Origin of the sequence: Streptococcus respiraculi, assembly GCF_003595525.1 — a bacterium.
GTDB classification, from domain to species: Bacteria; Bacillota; Bacilli; order Lactobacillales; family Streptococcaceae; genus Streptococcus; species Streptococcus respiraculi.
The window spans coordinates 324,942-341,544 of sequence record NZ_CP022680.1 but is presented as its reverse complement, the minus strand read 5'-3'; the positions used below and the strand labels follow the sequence as shown (position 1 = coordinate 341,544).

General features: G+C 41.1%; 13 protein-coding genes. 2 read left to right on the top strand and 11 right to left on the bottom strand.

The window, feature by feature from the left end; genetic code table 11:
• Positions 1-13: 13 nt before the first annotated feature.
• Both yajC and CHF41_RS01675 read right to left on the bottom strand, forming a co-directional pair.
• Positions 14-322, bottom strand: coding sequence for a preprotein translocase subunit YajC (yajC, locus tag CHF41_RS01680; protein ID WP_119875740.1), 309 nt, complete (start codon positions 320-322; stop codon positions 14-16).
• Between the two features lie 253 nt (positions 323-575).
• Positions 576-1,133 carry a TetR/AcrR family transcriptional regulator gene (locus CHF41_RS01675; RefSeq protein WP_162911904.1) on the bottom strand — a complete coding sequence of 186 codons (558 nt, stop codon included), beginning with the start codon at positions 1,131-1,133 and terminating at the stop codon, positions 576-578.
• Positions 1,134-1,250: 117 nt separating this feature from the next.
• Between CHF41_RS01675 and CHF41_RS01670 the strand changes: the two genes are divergently transcribed.
• Positions 1,251-2,231, top strand: coding sequence for an NAD(P)H-dependent flavin oxidoreductase (locus tag CHF41_RS01670; RefSeq protein WP_119875738.1), 981 nt, complete (start codon positions 1,251-1,253; stop codon positions 2,229-2,231).
• Positions 2,231-3,562: an NtaA/DmoA family FMN-dependent monooxygenase gene (locus CHF41_RS01665; RefSeq protein ID WP_206269757.1), complete on the top strand. Its 1,332-nt coding sequence runs from the start codon at positions 2,231-2,233 to the stop codon at positions 3,560-3,562. The genes CHF41_RS01670 and CHF41_RS01665 overlap by 1 nt, the downstream gene beginning before the upstream one ends.
• A 793-nt stretch (positions 3,563-4,355) precedes the next feature.
• On the opposite strand, the gene CHF41_RS01660 is transcribed toward CHF41_RS01665, so the two are convergent.
• The 9 genes from CHF41_RS01660 to CHF41_RS01620 all read right to left on the bottom strand — a co-directional run bounded on the left by CHF41_RS01660 (position 4,356) and on the right by CHF41_RS01620 (position 16,602).
• Entirely contained in the window at positions 4,356-5,642 is a 1,287-nt protein-coding gene (locus CHF41_RS01660) for an adenylosuccinate synthase (protein WP_119875736.1), read from the bottom strand.
• Between the two features lie 634 nt (positions 5,643-6,276).
• On the bottom strand, positions 6,277-7,548 hold the full coding sequence (locus CHF41_RS01655; protein WP_119875735.1) for a response regulator transcription factor: 1,272 nt from the start codon (positions 7,546-7,548) through the stop codon (positions 6,277-6,279).
• A gap of 126 nt (positions 7,549-7,674) precedes the next feature.
• A complete protein-coding gene (locus CHF41_RS01650) occupies positions 7,675-9,309 on the bottom strand; it encodes a sensor histidine kinase (protein ID WP_119875734.1) in 1,635 nt (544 codons plus the stop codon).
• 8 nt (positions 9,310-9,317) lie between these two features.
• Positions 9,318-9,923 carry a DUF624 domain-containing protein gene (locus tag CHF41_RS01645; RefSeq protein ID WP_119875733.1) on the bottom strand — a complete coding sequence of 202 codons (606 nt, stop codon included), beginning with the start codon at positions 9,921-9,923 and terminating at the stop codon, positions 9,318-9,320.
• Positions 9,924-10,132: 209 nt separating this feature from the next.
• Positions 10,133-11,605: an ABC transporter substrate-binding protein gene (locus CHF41_RS01640; protein ID WP_119875732.1), complete on the bottom strand. Its 1,473-nt coding sequence runs from the start codon at positions 11,603-11,605 to the stop codon at positions 10,133-10,135.
• A gap of 84 nt (positions 11,606-11,689) precedes the next feature.
• Complete coding sequence (locus CHF41_RS01635; protein ID WP_119875731.1) at positions 11,690-12,619, bottom strand: carbohydrate ABC transporter permease; 930 nt, start codon at positions 12,617-12,619, stop codon at positions 11,690-11,692.
• An 11-nt stretch (positions 12,620-12,630) separates the two neighbouring features.
• A complete protein-coding gene (locus CHF41_RS01630) occupies positions 12,631-13,560 on the bottom strand; it encodes an ABC transporter permease (RefSeq protein WP_119875730.1) in 930 nt (309 codons plus the stop codon).
• A gap of 301 nt (positions 13,561-13,861) precedes the next feature.
• Positions 13,862-15,739: a beta-N-acetylhexosaminidase gene (locus tag CHF41_RS01625; protein WP_119875729.1), complete on the bottom strand. Its 1,878-nt coding sequence runs from the start codon at positions 15,737-15,739 to the stop codon at positions 13,862-13,864.
• On the bottom strand, positions 15,733-16,602 hold the full coding sequence (locus tag CHF41_RS01620) for an ROK family protein (protein ID WP_119875728.1): 870 nt from the start codon (positions 16,600-16,602) through the stop codon (positions 15,733-15,735). The genes CHF41_RS01625 and CHF41_RS01620 overlap by 7 nt, the downstream gene beginning before the upstream one ends.
• Position 16,603 lies beyond the last annotated feature (1 nt).

Sequence of the window (16,603 nt, the reverse complement as noted above, 5' to 3'; positions counted from 1 at the left end):
GCCTTTAAATTAATTATTCCTCTGTCACAGCTGTCTCTTCTACGACTGGCTCTTCGGCAGTTGTTTCAACTGCAGTTGCCTGACTAACGCGACCACGAATGGCAGATCGTTCAAATGTCAAGTAAACCCCATCGACATCCAACACGACTTTTTGTTCACTGATTTCATCGACAATCCCGTACAAGCCGCCAATAGTGATAATCTCATCCCCTTTTTTAATTTGGTTGAGAGTCTCCATACGGTTCTTTTGCTGCTTACGCTGAGAAAACATCATAAAACCTAGCATCGCCAGCATCAACAATGGAAATAAAAATGGACCCATAGTATCACTCCTTTTCAAATATACCTCATTATACCAAAAGATTCTCCAAAAGGAAAGTTTAGACTACAGTGCAAGAAGCCACCACTTGGCGACTTCTTTAGGAGATATTATGAAAAATTTGGAAAGTTATCAAATAAGGAGGAGGTCTTTATTTGATAATCCTAGTATAGTACATAAAACTTAAATAAAACTGAAATACTTCCTCGATTTTTGAAGTTAGTGAGCAACATTGTCCTACTTGGGTGATAGCCATTTAATCTGAAACAACCATCATTTGTCCTAAAATACTGAATAATGTTTCTTGTGCTTCTTCCAAGCTAAAACTCGTTTCTAAAATCCAATAGCTGACAAAAGCAGCCACTCCTCCCGAGAATACATGGATATAGGAGGTGTGAGGCGGAGCAATAACTTCTTTACTGCCTTGCAGATTTGCAGAAAGGAGCATTTCTTGAAAGGCGGCAGAAAAAATAGCTGGCTGACTGGTCAACAATTGATAGATGACAAAGCGATGATCTTCAACTGCCCGAAGAATATTATCCAAGAACAAGCGACGTTCAACTGTCGAAATGTTAGCTAAATCTTTGGCAAGCGGTTTACAAGCCTCCTCAATCGATCGCAAAATCTCTTTTAGCATATTATCATAAAGATGCTCTTTGGTTTCATAATGTTGATAAAAGGCATTACGCGATACTTGAGCGACTGTGCAGATTTCTTTCACAGAGATTTTCGCGATGTCTTTCGTTTGGAGTAACTCTAAAAAGGCTTTTTGGAGCGCTAATTCCGTTTTTTGGAACCGTAAATCTTGTTTCAATAGGACAGTCCTTTCTTTTGTGTCTGTTAAGTGACAGATTGGCAAAAATTGTCAATTGACTCTTTTAAATGACACGTGTACTATATAGACTATAACAGAAAGAAAGTGAGAAGACAAATGGTAAATCGTATTACTGAAATATTAGGCATTGAAAAGCCGATTATTCAAGGTCCTTTAGCGTGGCTGACAAACGGATCCTACGCTGGCGCAGTGAGTGCAGCAGGAGGTCTCGGTGTCCTAGGGATTAGTGCAGGACAAACCATCGCTGCGACAACGGTGGAAGAAACTGTTGAAAACATGCGCCGCGAGATTCGTATTGTCCGTCACATTACAGACAAACCTCTCGGACTCAATGTCGCTCCAGGTCATCCTTCGAAGGATATTTTCACACAACCCATGATGGATTTAATGGCAGAAGAAGGTGTTGAGGTTGCTGTTATGGTTGGAGAATTTTCAGCCGAGTGGACCAAGAGATTCCATGACAAGGGGATAAAGGTTGTCTTTCGAGCGGCCACTCCAACAGTTGAAAATACAGAAGAAGCCATTCAAGGTGGCGCAGATATTATCGTTGCGACTGGTTTTGATGAAGGCGGAACTGTACCTGAAAAGGCAATTGGCACATTTTCAATTGTTCCAATGATTGTGGATGCCGCAAAAGGGCGCGTTCCAGTCATGGCAGCCGGTGGTATTGCGGATGCACGAACTGCAAAAGCAGCCTTTGCTTTAGGAGCCGAAGGGCTCTTTGTCGGAACCGCCTTTATGATGTCTGAAGAATCTATCCTCGCACAAAACATCAAAGAACAAGCCTTAGCTGCAAATGCTTCTGATCTCCTACTCTATCGTACAGTACCAGCATTTTACCGTTCCTTACCAGGAGTCATTCCCAATAAACTGCTTGAAATGAGTCAAGCTGGTGCTAGTGAGGAAGAAATTTTTGAGGTGCAAGGTGCCTATAATGGGATGCGCGATGGTATGTTATTTGGGGATTTGACCAAGGGATTTGCTTCCTTTGGACTAGGAATTTCCATGATTGATACGATTGAGCCTATTGCTGTCATTATGGATAAGCTCATGTCTGGAATTGAGGAGTTAGTATAATGAATATGAAAAAACAAATGAAAATTGTCTTGCAAATGGTATCTGGCTATGGTGGCGAGTTTAAGACATGGCGACTACCAGAAGCCAAAGAAGACGCCTATACAGATATGGATTTCTATGTTGAAATGGCGCAATTGGCAGAAAAAGGCAAACTCCATGCCCTTTTTATGGCAGACACTCCTGCTCTTGTCAATAATTTGACACATGATACGCCCATGCATTCCATGGATCCGCTGATTGCCATGACTTCTGTTGCTCGAGCAACCAAGCATATTGGCCTAGTCGGGACCTTTTCAACAACCTTTAACGAACCCTATAACCTTGCCCGTCACCTCAAAGCACTAGATGTAATCAGTCATGGACGAATTGGTTGGAATGCGGTAACCACTTCTACACCAGCAACAGCTGCAAATTTTGGAACCCATCTAAAATCTACGCAGGAGCGTTATGGCAGAGCTCACGAGATGATTGAAGCTGTTCAAGGACTTTGGGGTTCTTGGGAAAAAGGAGCCTACATCCACGATAAACAATCTGGGCAATTTGCTGATATGGGGAGAATTAAACCTCTTAACTATCAAGGTGAATACATTCAGACTACGGGTCCCCTTCCTATTCCGCCATCTGAACAGGGGCAGCCACCCATTTTCCAAGCAGGACCTAGTCCAGAAGGCATTCGGCTAGCAGGAAGATTTGCTTCTGGTGTCTATGCCAATCCTTTCACCATTGAAGAATCTCGTGAATACCGAAATATACTGAGAGAAAGTGCCGTTGCTCATGGACGTTCTGCAGATGACATCAACGTCTTTACAGGCTTTATGTTTACCATTGCAGACAGTAAGGAAGAAGCACTTGCTCGTCGCAGAAGGGTATTAGAGTTTGATAAGGAAGAGTTAGCACATCGTCTGTCCTATCTCGGAGCAATGGTCGGCTTGAATTTTCAAGGTATCGATCCTTATCAACCTCTTTCTGATAATTGGTTGAAGCTCGCTCGGGCCAATCCACACGATCCTCGTTCTCCACGTGCCTTAGCTGTGCTAAAAGAAGGGCATTCCCCAGTTGATACACTGGCACACGGAGTCATCAACTACCACCCAGTCGTTGTAGGAACTGCCAAAGATGTAGCTGACTTCTTGCAAGAATGGTTTGAAGCAGGAGCAACAGACGGATTTTCCATTGTACCAGATTTAGCTCATGATGGCGTGCGTGCCTTTGTCGAACAAGTCGTACCGATTCTTCAAGAACGGGGGCTCTTCCATAAAGACTACGAAGGCTCCACCTTACGAGAGCATATCAGCGTGCCTTATCAATATGGCATTCGAACAGAAGAATAACGAAAAATAGAAGTGCCGTCAAACGTGCGCTTCTATTTTTTATATTATCAAAAGAATGATGCAGAATTATTCTCATTTTAAAACAAGACATAAGCCTCAAAAAGCGGAAAACTAACTTACGATAGTTCCTGTTTCTATCTCCAACTTAAAACGAGGCGTAAGCCTGTAAAGAAGAAAACTACCTGCCGGTAGTTCTCATCTCTAACCTAAAACAACCCGTCAGACCTCGTTAAGAAGAAAATTCGCTTCCACGAATTTCTATTTTCAGCCTAAAAACGTCCCCCGGACCTTATCAAGCGGAGGATTTGTTACCACAAATCCTTATTTCCAACCTAAAACGAGGCGTAAGCCTGTAAAGAAGAAAACTACCTGCCGGTAGTTCTCATTTCCAACCTAAAACAACCCGTCAGACCTCGTTAAGAAGAAAATTCGCTTCTACGAATTTCTATTTCCAACCTAAAAACGTCCCCCGGACCTTATCAAGCGGAGGATTTGTTACCACAAATCCTTATTTCCAACCTAAAACGAGGCGTAAGCCTGTAAAGAAGAAAACTACCTGCCGGTAGTTCTCATTTCCAACCTAAAACAACCCGTCAGACCTCGTTAAGAAGAAAATTCGCTTCCACGAATTTCTATTTCCAGCCTAAAAACGTCCCCCGGACCTTATCAAGCGGAGGATTTGTTACCACAAATCCTTATTTCCAACCTAAAAAGGTGCACTGCACCTTGTTAAGAAGAAAATTCGCCTCCGCGAATTTCTATCTTCAACCTAAAACAACCCGTCAGGGTTGTTTTAGCCCCATACGCTTTCCAAGATATTGGTTTGTTCGCGGCCTGGGCCTACGGAGAAGGTTGAGATGCGGACGCCGACGAGTTCGCTGACGCGGCGGACGTAGTTGCGTGCATTTTCTGGTAGGTCTTCGAGGCTACGGACACCTGTAATATCTTCAGACCAGCCTGGTAATTCTTCGTAGATTGGTTTGCAGCGTTTGAGTTCTTCAAGGCTTGCTGGGTAATGGTCAATGCGTTGTCCATCTAAGTCATAGGCGACACAGATTTTTACCGTTTCAAGACCTGAAAGAACGTCAATTGAGTTCAAAGATAGATTAGTAATTCCTGATACGCGGCGACTATGACGCATCACAACAGAATCAAACCAGCCAACACGGCGCGGACGACCTGTCGTTGTCCCATACTCATGTCCAACTTCACGAATGCGGTCTCCAATTTCGTCAAAAAGTTCAGTTGGAAACGGTCCGTCTCCGACACGACTTGTGTAGGCTTTACAGACCCCAACTACCTTGTCAATCTTGCTTGGGCCAACACCTGAACCAATGGTCACGCCACCTGCAACTGGGTTTGATGAGGTTACAAACGGATAGGTTCCTTGGTCGATATCAAGCATAACCCCTTGCGCTCCCTCAAAGAGAACCCGTTTGCCTTGGTCCAAAGCATCGTTTAAAATAACAGACGTGTCTGTCACATACTTCTTAATCTGTTGACCGTATTCGTAGTATTCTTCAAAGATTTCATCAAAGGCAATCGCTGTGCTATCATACAATTTCTCAAACAGACGATTTTTTTCTGCTAGATTACGCTCCAAGCGCTCTCTGAAAATTTCGCGATCCAATAGGTCTGCAATGCGGATTCCCACACGCGCAGCCTTATCCATATAGGCAGGTCCGATCCCTTTAATGGTCGTTCCGATTTTATTGTCACCTTTGGCTTCTTCCTGCAATTGGTCCAACTTGATATGATAAGGCAAGATAACATGGGCACGGTCTGAAATCCGAAGATTATCTGTTGTCACGCCCTCTTCATGCAAGTAGTTCAATTCCTTGACTAAAGATTTTGGATTGACCACCATACCGTTTCCGATCACAGAGATTTTTTCTGGGAAGAAAATCCCTGATGGAATCAAGTGCAACTTGTATTTTTTGCCGTCAATGACAATCGTATGACCTGCATTGTCACCACCTTGGTAGCGTGCAATCACTTCTGCATTGGCAGACAAGAAATCGGTGATTTTTCCTTTACCTTCGTCCCCCCACTGGGTTCCTACAACAACAACTGATGTCATATCTTTACTTATTTACAGCAGAGAAAGCTCTGCTTCCTTTCTTCACGCACGGCAGGACTCTCACCTGCTAGTTTCTCTTACAATTCATTATAGCCGATTTTAGCGATTTTTTCAAGATTTGACCCAGTATTGTCCGTGAACTCTCCGAACAAACCGTAAAAACTAGCGCTATTTTTTGCAAAAGCTGAACGATTTATACTCAACGAAAATTTAAAATAGCTATTTTATCTTATCAATATCTACTCTTTAAGAAAAAGGAATGAACGAAGTGAGCCAAAGGCGATACATTTGAACTAGTGGAATGACTCGCAACAAAAAAGTAGTTGCTAGCCACAGTATTTTTGAGATCTTAGGCTCAAAAATAAGCAATTAAAACTCCAAGAGAGGTTGCTTGCGACCGCACGATTTAAGAAAGTATCCCAAAATGCTACCTTTGAGTCTAATTGAGTATAAATTGAATACAATAAGTAAAACTCCTAGCCAAATGACTAAGAACCTGTATTCACCGCTCAGCAACTTTAATCAAGAGCTTATGAATACAGGTTCTTAGAGTTTCAGGAGATATATGAAAAAGAAATGTTTTAAGAATAACTATAGAATAGTATTTTTCTCTTAAAGAAAACTAAAACTGCTGTTACATCTGTTGGCGATAGGCTTTCGGAGACTTACCACATAACTTGCGAAAGACCTTGTAGAAATAGCCTACATTGCTGTACCCTACGGCGTAGCAAATGTCTTCGATGCTATTGTTAGTGGCCAGTAGGAGCTGTTGAGCAGCCTTAATCCGTTGCTTATTCAAGAGTTCTGCAAAGGTTGAATTGGTTTCTTTCTTAATCAACTGACCAAGATAAACAGGATTAATAAAGAGTTGAGCACTAATATCTTTCAAAGAAATATCTTGCCGATAGTGAGAACTGATTAACTCAAGCGCATTGGCTACATTATCATTTAAGCGATACTGGCTAAAGAGATGAGTAATCTCTTCGTGCATACACTGAGAGAGTTCTTCAAAGGTCCTGCTATTTTCTAATTTTCTAATAATCTGTGCCATGTCGTCTGCCTGTAAATGTTCAAAAAGATGAACGACATCCATGACAAATTGGATGAATAACTGCTTAGTCGTAGACACTCGAGGCGTTGTTTTTAGGACAATTTCCTCTAATAAACTGAGCTCTTCTAGAATTTGCTGCAAATTCCCCTGAATGATAACCCGATAAATAGGCTCATAATAGCGAAAGACAGTAGCCTTTGGCTGGTCGGCTATCTTTCCATAGAAAAAATAGATTTCCAATTCTTTGATAAATTCCTGAAACGATTGCACATACGGAGCTTCAAAAGACCTGCTAAGTACCACATCGCCCTCCTTCTCTGTCAGAAAAAGAAAAACTGAATGTCCCAATACAGTAAAAGGAACGGCGTGCTCTCCCTGTTCTGTTCTTGCTGCTGCAAGAAGGACAGAGGACTGATTCTGCAAGGACTCCACAAATTCTTCTTCCGTGGTATCTACTCGTAACAGAGGATGAGTGTTTTTTTTCGCGAACTGGCGGGCAATCTTGGCTAACAAATTTCCTAACTCTACCTTGTCAACAGGCTTAACCAGGTAGTCAACTACCTGTAAATTAAGAGCTGACTTCACGTACTCAAACTCCTTATAGCCAGACAAAACGATATAAGCAGCATGTGGTAAGCGCTCCCTCATCTGACGTACCATTTCAAGCCCATTCACTCCTGGCATATTGACATCTGTAATAACGACATCCACCGGCTGCTTCTCAATATAGGACAGGGCCTCTTGGGCGCTACTCGCCCCATAGACAACTTCCATATCATACTGCTGAAAAGGAATTAATTTCTTCAATCCCGCAATGACCATGTATTCATCATCAACCAGTAATACTTTATACATGCTTTCCTCTTTCTAATCTTCTAATCTATCGTCCTTCCGTTTCGATTTGCTCACCTCGTTAACTCTCTTGTCAAGTCTTCTAATAAATCAAGACTGACCAACTATAACATATCGAATAAGGTTATACTAGTCCTCCTGAGCGATGAAAATGCGGTAAGTCACACCACGTCCCTCTTCAGAAGTTAGTTGTATCTCGTACCGATCTCCGAAAAATAGGACAAAACGCTCATGTACATTGACAATACCAATAGAACGCTGTTCTTGATCAGTATGAGTGAACCTACGTTGTTGCAAAACTCTTTGAAGGCGCTCTGTGACTTCTTCTGTCATCCCTTTTCCATTGTCACGAATTAGAATTTCAATCCCGTGTTCCCGTTGCACTGCCTTAACGCTAATAGCATTATTGTGACGATGGTGCTCAATACCATGAGCAAAATAATTTTCAACCAGGGGCTGAATACTAAATTTCGGAATACGAAAAGATGTTAGAGCTGGATCAATCTTGTAATCGTAGGCGACTGATTTTGGATAGCGCATCATACAGATATAGCTATATTTTCGACAAAATTCCAATTCTTGTTCTAAGGTCGTTGTTTTTTCATCTGAAATATTATTACGCAAAAGACTGCTAAATTCATAGATAATATCTGCTAGCTCATCCTGATCATGGACCACCGCATACATGCGGATAAATTCTAAGGTATTGTACATGAAATGTGGATTGATTTGCGCTTGTAAGGCCCGCAGGGTCGCATCTTTCTGGCTCAACTGCAATTGGTAAATATCATGCAAATTCTGATTTAGATTATCAAGCATTTGGTTTGTATTATCTGCAATCAGCAGTAATTCGCGCTCCTTGGTTTTCACATCAATCCGCTTGTCAGAATCTCCGTATGAAATCACTTGCATGGTATCAACAATATCACTGACCTGCTCTTGGTAATTCTTAAAGACGCGCTTCAACAAAAAGTATAGAATTGCCGATAAGACAAGACTTGTCCCTACAATACCCAGTGTCTGTAGGAAATTCAAGCGTAAGAGATAGTCTTTTGGAAGAGCAATACCCACAACATAATCATGGGCAGTCTCTCTTCTGAGCCATTGCGTGACTTCTATGGATTGCTGATCTGCTAGAATCATCATCTCCTGCTTATAGGGAGAGACAATGCGAACAACCAATGGAACTGCCGCATTTTCTACCAACTTCCGAAACACTTCCTCATTGACTGTCACATAAGCCGTCCCAATTACTTGATCGGACACCTTGTCATACATTAACACCGGAAAAGCCTGCGAATCTGGCTTAAAATCTTCTGCCTCAATCTGCTTACCATTTCTTGCCTCACGATTGGATACAAATACTGTCTTATAATCATTTAAGGCTATCGCAATACCCTCGATGGACTCATTTTGCATATACAACATTCGGATGTTCCGATGAATAGATGGGTCAACTCCCCGAGGAGCATTTGTATTTAATAGCCACGAAGCATATTCTGATGGACTGAGGGAAAAATATTTATACAAGCCTTCTAGCTGAATAGCATTTTGTGTCAGAGATTCAGTCACTTGACTAGAGCGACGGTACTGATACTCTACCTCATCTACCATACGATCAGACACATGCCGCAACACCCTTTGCGCTTCTTGATCTTTTAAATGCCAGTTCGAATAGGCTAAAAGACAAGCTGTCAACGCCATGATGACAATCATGGTAGATGCATAAATTCTAAGAAGCGAATTTAACCAAAATTGTTTCATTCTGTATCCTATCTCATTTTCGCTTGTAAACCTTCATAAATGGGCTCAAGTACATCACTTATATAAAAATGCCAGATTCCTATCAATAAGAAAAAGCCAACTGCTGGGAAGCGCAGACTCAACCAAACTAACAGAATCGTCCCTACTAACAATTTTATAAGCGCAGCAACACTAATAAACAATCCTACAAAAGAGAGTTTCAGACTCACCAGATAAGACATTTCAAAATAAACTTGCAATTTTAAATAAATCGAATAAGCCAAACAAACAAAAAGGGCTAACAGGGCTTGAACAAAGGTCACTATTACAGTCAGTAGAGATGGAGGAAGCTGTACTGTCAGATAAAGCCCATACAACAAGACCGACTCTACGAAAGCCAGAGAATAAAAAACCAGATTACTTCCTCTGATATTTCCTTTAAACAAAGACCAAGCTACAGACCAATTGTAGCCACGGTAATCATAACCATGTTCTGCAAACAAGGACATCACTGTTGCCCCTGCAGGAGCGATTCCAAACACTATCCCACCACAAATGGTTAACAGAAAAAAGATCCCCGAAACGAGTAGAGCAAGGTAAACTCTCTGAAAAATAAATTCAATCAATCGTCCCATACTATCCTCCTTTTATAGGTCTATTATACCATATAGTGATTAGCTTGATTTGAAAAGAGCCTGGGCCAAAAATGTCCAGGCTTGTTTCTTTTATCGTTTGAACAGTTTGACGTATATCAATAGTCAAGAGAGTGGCGATTAATACCTGAGCCTCGAATCAAGAAAGCGAGACTGGGACACTTTTGTCTCAGCCTCCTCTCTTTATCAGCTTATTTTTTAGCACTCAAGAACTCGTCATATTGTTTTTGCAACTCTTTCAGTACTTTTTCATAAGCACCTTCTGATTTAAGTTTTTCCATGAGTTTTGGAATTTCAACATCAGGGTCTACTGTACCTGTATTGATAGCTGCTGCATATTGTTTCATTGTGTTTGTTACAGCCGTTAATTCAGATTTAACTGGCTCTGTATTAAAGTTAAAGCCAAGAGCAGGAGATTCTGTTGCTTCTTCCAAAATTTTCTTAGACTCTGCAATTTGCTCATCTGTTACGTTTTCGTTGATATAGAGATTCCAGTTGTTACCAGTATTCCAACCAGACATGTGGGTATTTCCATTATAGCCTTCAAGGACTTTCACACGGTCAGTTCCCTCAACTTTTTCCCAGTTTTCACCTTCTGGACCATATACAAGACCGTTCAACAATTCCTTGTCAGTATTTAACAAAGTCAAGATTTCCATTGCTTTTTCTTTATTTTTGGATGTATTAGAAATAATAAAGTTCGCAACTTGAGTAGTCTGGTTTTTCTTAATGAACTGTGTCAATGGATTGATGATGATTTTACGATTCGAAACACGTGTCAAGAGACTGTCACCATAGTCTGCTGGTCCTGCTGTTTCTTCACGTGCAAACCAAGTGTCTGTCCCTAATTCATAAGAAGTGTCGCTTGTAGCCGCGTCTTGTGGAATATAACCTGCCTTGTAGTATTTATGCAAAGTTTTCAAATGTTCTTTAAATCGATCCACCTCATAGCGGTTGACAACCTTTGTTGTGTCCCCTTTCAGGTCAATAACAAACGGCAATTCATTAGACATTGGGTAGTCAAAATCTTCTGATGGTACATAGTTCTTACCGATAGCAAATGGTGTTGTCTCAGGATTTTTTTCTTTTATCACTTTCAAAGCGGGCTCAAGTCCTTCATAGCTATTGATACCACTGACATCAATACCATATTTTTCAACCATTGGACCATTAAAGGCTAGATGTTGAGCAGAAGTCACATTGGCGCTGACTGGTACAGCATAAATCTTTCCATTGACCATATTTCCTTTAATGTAAGCTGGATCAAGTGAATCGTAAAGGGCTTTTCCTTCTTTTTGATAGAGTTCAGTTAAGTCAGCATAACCACCTTTTTGCGCATTAATAACATAGTTTTGGGCAAAGGCGATGTCAAAGTTTTCACCAGATTGCACCATCACATTCATCTTATCAGCATATTCACCCCAACCAATATATTGAATATCTAGTTTTGCGCCTGTCTTTTCACTGATAATTTTATTGGCATTTTCTAGTAATTGATCTAGATTTTCTGGTTTATCACCAATTTGATACATCTTGATAACTGTCTTGCCATCATCTGACGTCGCTTGCTTGCTATTGTCCCCTTTTAAACTACCACAAGCTGCTAAACTAGCCGCAGCTACTACACCTGCTGATAAAACAGCATATTTTTGCCATTTCTTCATTCTTTTTCTCCTTTTTTATTTATTCCAAAAATCAGTTACGAAGCACTTGCTTCAGGTATTTCTCTTCTTACAGAAGACATATATTTACTCTTTGACACCTCCTATCGTCAGTCCTTTGACAAAGTAACGTTGGAAGAATGGATAAATGCAGGCAATCGGCAAAGTTGCGACTACCACCATCGCCATTCGAGCAGACTCTTTTGGTAAACTGCTGTTTAGTGCAGCAAATTGAGTTCCTAGCCCAGCATTCTTTGAGAGGTATTCCATATTTGCCTGAATTTTCATCAGTAAATATTGGAGAGGCACTAAATTGTCACTCTTAATGTAAAGAAGTGCGTTGAACCAATCATTCCAGAAAGCCAAGGCAGTGAACAAGCTAATTGTTGCAATCCCAGGTAATACGAGAGGTAAGCAAATCTGGAAAAAAATTCTCGCTTCACTCGCGCCGTCAATACGAGCAGATTCAATAATCGATTCAGAGATTGTCTTTTTAATAAATGTTCTCATAACCATGATATTAAATGGACTGAGTAACATCGGTAAAATTAATGCTAAAACAGTATCACCTAGACCAAGTAAGCTCGTCATAACAATATAGCTCGGCACAATCCCCGCACTAAAGAGCATACTCAGCATGGCAAAGAGGGTGAAAAAACGTCTGAATTTAAAGGTTCTCCGAGAAATAGCGTAGGCATACGTCGTTGTGAAAAAAACATTTAAAGTCGTCCCTACAACCGTGACAAACATCGTAATAAAAAGAGATTGAAATAGCTTGTCCTTCAATTGAAGCAAGAATTCATAACCTGCAAAACTAAATTGGGATGGCCAAAATTGGAAGCCATCAATCACTAACCGTGTTTCGTCCGTCACAGAAATGATAATCACAAAGAAGAACGGCAATACACATGATAGGGCAAAGAGGGCAACAAGGATATTGAAGAAAAGATCTGCTTTCTTACTGAAAGAATGGATGCCAACTTTGTCAATTTTTTCTTTAGAAATTTTTGATTTCATAGTGCTCCTTTCTAGAATAAAGCAGATTCTTTATCGATACGACGGACAATGAAGTTAGTCGTTAACACTAAAATCAAGCCAATCACCGATTGATACAAACCGGCCGCCGCTGCCATACTAATATCACCAGTCGTCGCAAGTCCTCGATAGACGTAAGTATCTAAAACATTTGTAACATTATAAATAGTACCCGAGTCACGCGGAATCTGGAAGAAAAGCCCAAAATCGGCGCGGAAGATATTTCCCACAGCTAAAATCGTTAAAATAATGATGAGTGGGGTCAATTGGGGAATCGTAACATGGCGAATTCGTTGCCACTTCGTAGCGCCATCCACCGTAGCGGCCTCATAATAGGTCGGATCAATTCCCATAATGGTCGCATAATAAATAATGCTGTTGTAGCCCAAGCCCTTCCAAATACCAATGAAGAGAAGAAAAGGTGGCCAAAACGCTGCTACATTATACCAACTTTTTCCTTCCATCCCTATACTTGTTAATACATGATTGAGCAGTCCTCTGTCTGGGCTCAAAAAAGCATAGACAAAAAAAGAAATGATAATCCATGATAAAAAGTAAGGAAAGAGCATTGTGGTCTGATATATTTTTACCAAGCGCTTAGAACGTAATTCACTAAAGATAATCGCAAGTGATACAGCTGCAATCAGTCCTAAAATAATGAAACCAGCATTATAAAGAATGGTATTTCGCGTAATAATATAGGCATCGCTCGAACTAAATAAAAATTTAAAGTTATCTAATCCGACCCATTCACTCGTCTGTAAACTATGAATAAACCCTTCGCCACTCAAGCGATAATTCTTAAAAGCGACAACATTTCCAACTACTGGTATATAGAAAAACAGTATTAACCAGACGACTCCTGGAAAAACCATCAATAGAAATATCCAGTTTTCTTTCAGCGTTCTTCCTAGTTTTTTCATCCGAAGCCCTCCTTTGTTAACGTTTACATAACTAGTATACCTCCTTTTTCTTCAAAGTATTAACTACTATTTATAGAAAAAATTCTACAAATTTTTCAAATCTTGTAGAAAATAAATAGATGTGTCTGCTTTACTCTAAAAAAGAGGATGAATTTTCTTAGAGTTTCTATCTGATTTTTCACTAGAACCAACTCTTATCACAAGCCCTCTCCTCCAACAGCCCAACTGCAATACGAAACTCGTTTTCTCAGAAGAATATGAATCGCTAAAAATGGCAGAAAGAGACCATTTGGTCTCTTTCTTATGTCGTATAAATCGTCGACGCTGTAGCGATAAAATGCCATTGATTTGCAGTGGTCGCTGACTGACTCTTACCTGTATAGAAGTCATTGAACGGCAAAAGTTCTTCTTCCAATTCTGGTAGGTTGGTCAATTCTCCCTTAGCATAAAGGGTCAAGCGTTCTTTGGCACGGCGCACACGTTGCAACAAGCCTCCCAAGCGAATGTCTACCGTATCTAAGCCAAATACCTTATTTTCCCGTAACCACTGACGACTGAAACAAGCGATAAAGCGCTCCAAATCTGCTTCTAGCTGAACCAAATCTGCTTCAGCATAGATTAACAATTTCTCCTTATCCTCTTGCTTATAGGCTTTACGAATATCCTTAGGCAGACAAGCCTTAACTGCGAGAATCTGATTGAGTAAGGCTTGTGTTTCAAATAGATATGCAAAATTCCCTACGGTTTGAGCAATGGAATCCAGTAGCCTTGCGGACTGCAAGAAATGCTGGGCATCTTCTACCACAATATGCTGATCCAACAAGGGACAGAGAATATCCTGATAGAAGACATAGCGGTTTGGATTGATACCACTGAGATGTTCAGGTATATGCGGTAGCAAATTTGCCAAATCAATCTGCATAAAATCCTCAAAATCCACACCTGTATTGACGACAAAATGTTCGGCGATTTTCTCCAAATCATTACGGTAGGTCCATTCAGCCCAAGTTTGCAAGGCAGGAAGTATAGAAAACTGAGCCGTTTCTCCACCATTATCTCCCCATCCAGTCACAATCACTTCCTTAATCTGATAGCGCTGACAAGCTTGATGTGCTTCCTTTGCAATCAGCTGACTGAAGTGATTATGCGGTGTAAACCCAATCCATTTCCATGCTCCACCTGCAAAGGCAAGATTAGAGCTGACACTTAAATGTCGTTCAAAATTACGCTCATATTTCTCACTGGCGTCTTGGTAATAATCCCAGTACACCAAGGTTACACGATCTTTTAAGCGTTCGAGATATGCTTGCGTCTCAGGTTGAATCTGTAATTCACCTTCATAATTGGCTGTTGCAGACATCAATTTGAAAAACATGTCACTCCACATCTGGCATGTAAAACCGTATTTCTCCGCTACGGTCAAAACCCGATCCAAGTGCTCACACATAATAAGACTACGCTCTCGTGCGCCATGTTTATCATAATAGCGACCAAGTCCGACTAGATAGGCTTCATCCATGCCAATATTGATTCTCCGCGTTTTGAGAGCCGACAAGCTCGTAAACATCTGCTCAATTAGTTGGTAAACCTTATCTTCACCAGCTAGCAAAATATCATCTACATCCCGTAGTTCCTGAACTTCTTTGACCTGCCATTTGACAAATGCACTGAGATGGGCAAGGGTTTGGATACAAGGGACAAACTCCATATCAAAAAGAGCTGCATAGTCCTCGATTTCCTTTAATTCCTCAACCGTATAGCGACCTCTAAAATAACCAAAATAAGGTTGTCCCTTAATTTCATAGGTATCTTCCATGTAAAGCTCAAAGGTGGAGTAGCCCATGAGAGCAAGAAGTTCAATCATCTCTTTGCAGGCTTCAACCGTTAGTACCGCATTACGGGAGCAGTCTGCCATGTAAGCCAAGCGTTCATAGCCTGCATCTTCTGTAATAGCAACCTTGTCTCCCCGTTCCAAAGCTGCTTTTAGGAGACTAAGCCCACGATAAAGACGAAAAGGCTGGTCATAACTGAGACGATAATGGCCATTTTCCCCCTCAAGGACAAGGGAATGTGTTGCACTTTGTGTACTATCTATTTGACAATCCTCTAACTTCAAACGTTTTTGAACTTGTTGAACAGCTTTTTCCTGCTGTTTTGACAAACCTCTCACAACTACCATTGTTTTTCCTCCTGAAGCCAATTCACCAAGGCTCCGTATAGATTCGCATCTTCTTGATAATGACAAGCAGCAATACTTGGAACAATACTGTATTCGGGATACTGATGAACCAATTTTTCGATTTTCTTCTGTAAGCCTGCGATAAAAATGTCATTCTGGCTGATACTGCCACCAATGCTTATAATGTCTGGGTCAAGGCTGTACTGGATATTTAGAATCCCCAAGGCCAAGTAATGATACATCTGTTCAATGCTATCACGACATATCAGATTGCCCTGGTCAGCCTCTTGGAAAATCCTACGACCATCATAGGTGTCATCTCCCGTTTTTTCACGTACGGTACGCACCAATTTCCCTGTAGAAGCAAGTGTCGACCAATTATGGAGGTGCTGGTCTGGCTTTCGCAAGGTCATATAGCCAAATTCACCCCCTAAATTGTGCCGTCCTCGATGCAACTTGCCATTTATGATAATGGCACCACCAATGCCCGTCCCAATGACTACACAAGCAAGATTTTGCAGGTGAGGATGGGACAGGAGCTCACTGAGACCAACGCAATTGGCATCATTTTCCAAAGTCACAGGTATCCCATAGATTGCCAGTTTGTCATACCAAGAGAAGCCATGAATATAGGGAATCGCACTAATGCCTTCGATGATACCTGTTTCTCGATTGACAGCCCCTGGCACGCTAAAAGCAATCCCCTCATAGGGTGCTTTTGACAGACAGCTCTGCAAAAAGGCAAGCAGGTCTTCCAAGTTTTCAGGTGTCGGGCAGGTTTCTTTTTCAAGCACCGCTCCTTCCTTCGTCATCTTGGCAAATTTAACGCTGGTCCCACCAATATCAATACACGCTATTACCATA

What these genes read in the sequence shown, in the direction of transcription:
- CHF41_RS01620 (WP_119875728.1), bottom strand. Translation starts at nt 16,602, where the DNA reads ATGGTAATAGCGTGTATTGATATTGGTGGGACCAGCGTTAAATTTGCC.
- CHF41_RS01625 (WP_119875729.1), bottom strand. Translation starts at nt 15,739, where the DNA reads ATGGTAGTTGTGAGAGGTTTGTCAAAACAGCAGGAAAAAGCTGTTCAA.
- CHF41_RS01630 (WP_119875730.1), bottom strand. Translation starts at nt 13,560, where the DNA reads ATGAAAAAACTAGGAAGAACGCTGAAAGAAAACTGGATATTTCTATTG.
- CHF41_RS01650 (WP_119875734.1), bottom strand. Translation starts at nt 9,309, where the DNA reads ATGAAACAATTTTGGTTAAATTCGCTTCTTAGAATTTATGCATCTACC.
- CHF41_RS01655 (WP_119875735.1), bottom strand. Translation starts at nt 7,548, where the DNA reads ATGTATAAAGTATTACTGGTTGATGATGAATACATGGTCATTGCGGGA.
- CHF41_RS01670 (WP_119875738.1), top strand. Translation starts at nt 1,251, where the DNA reads ATGGTAAATCGTATTACTGAAATATTAGGCATTGAAAAGCCGATTATT.
- CHF41_RS01635 (WP_119875731.1), bottom strand. Translation starts at nt 12,619, where the DNA reads ATGAAATCAAAAATTTCTAAAGAAAAAATTGACAAAGTTGGCATCCAT.
- CHF41_RS01640 (WP_119875732.1), bottom strand. Translation starts at nt 11,605, where the DNA reads ATGAAGAAATGGCAAAAATATGCTGTTTTATCAGCAGGTGTAGTAGCT.
- CHF41_RS01645 (WP_119875733.1), bottom strand. Translation starts at nt 9,923, where the DNA reads ATGGGACGATTGATTGAATTTATTTTTCAGAGAGTTTACCTTGCTCTA.
- CHF41_RS01660 (WP_119875736.1), bottom strand. Translation starts at nt 5,642, where the DNA reads ATGACATCAGTTGTTGTTGTAGGAACCCAGTGGGGGGACGAAGGTAAA.
- yajC (WP_119875740.1), bottom strand. Translation starts at nt 322, where the DNA reads ATGGGTCCATTTTTATTTCCATTGTTGATGCTGGCGATGCTAGGTTTT.
- CHF41_RS01665 (WP_206269757.1), top strand. Translation starts at nt 2,231, where the DNA reads ATGAATATGAAAAAACAAATGAAAATTGTCTTGCAAATGGTATCTGGC.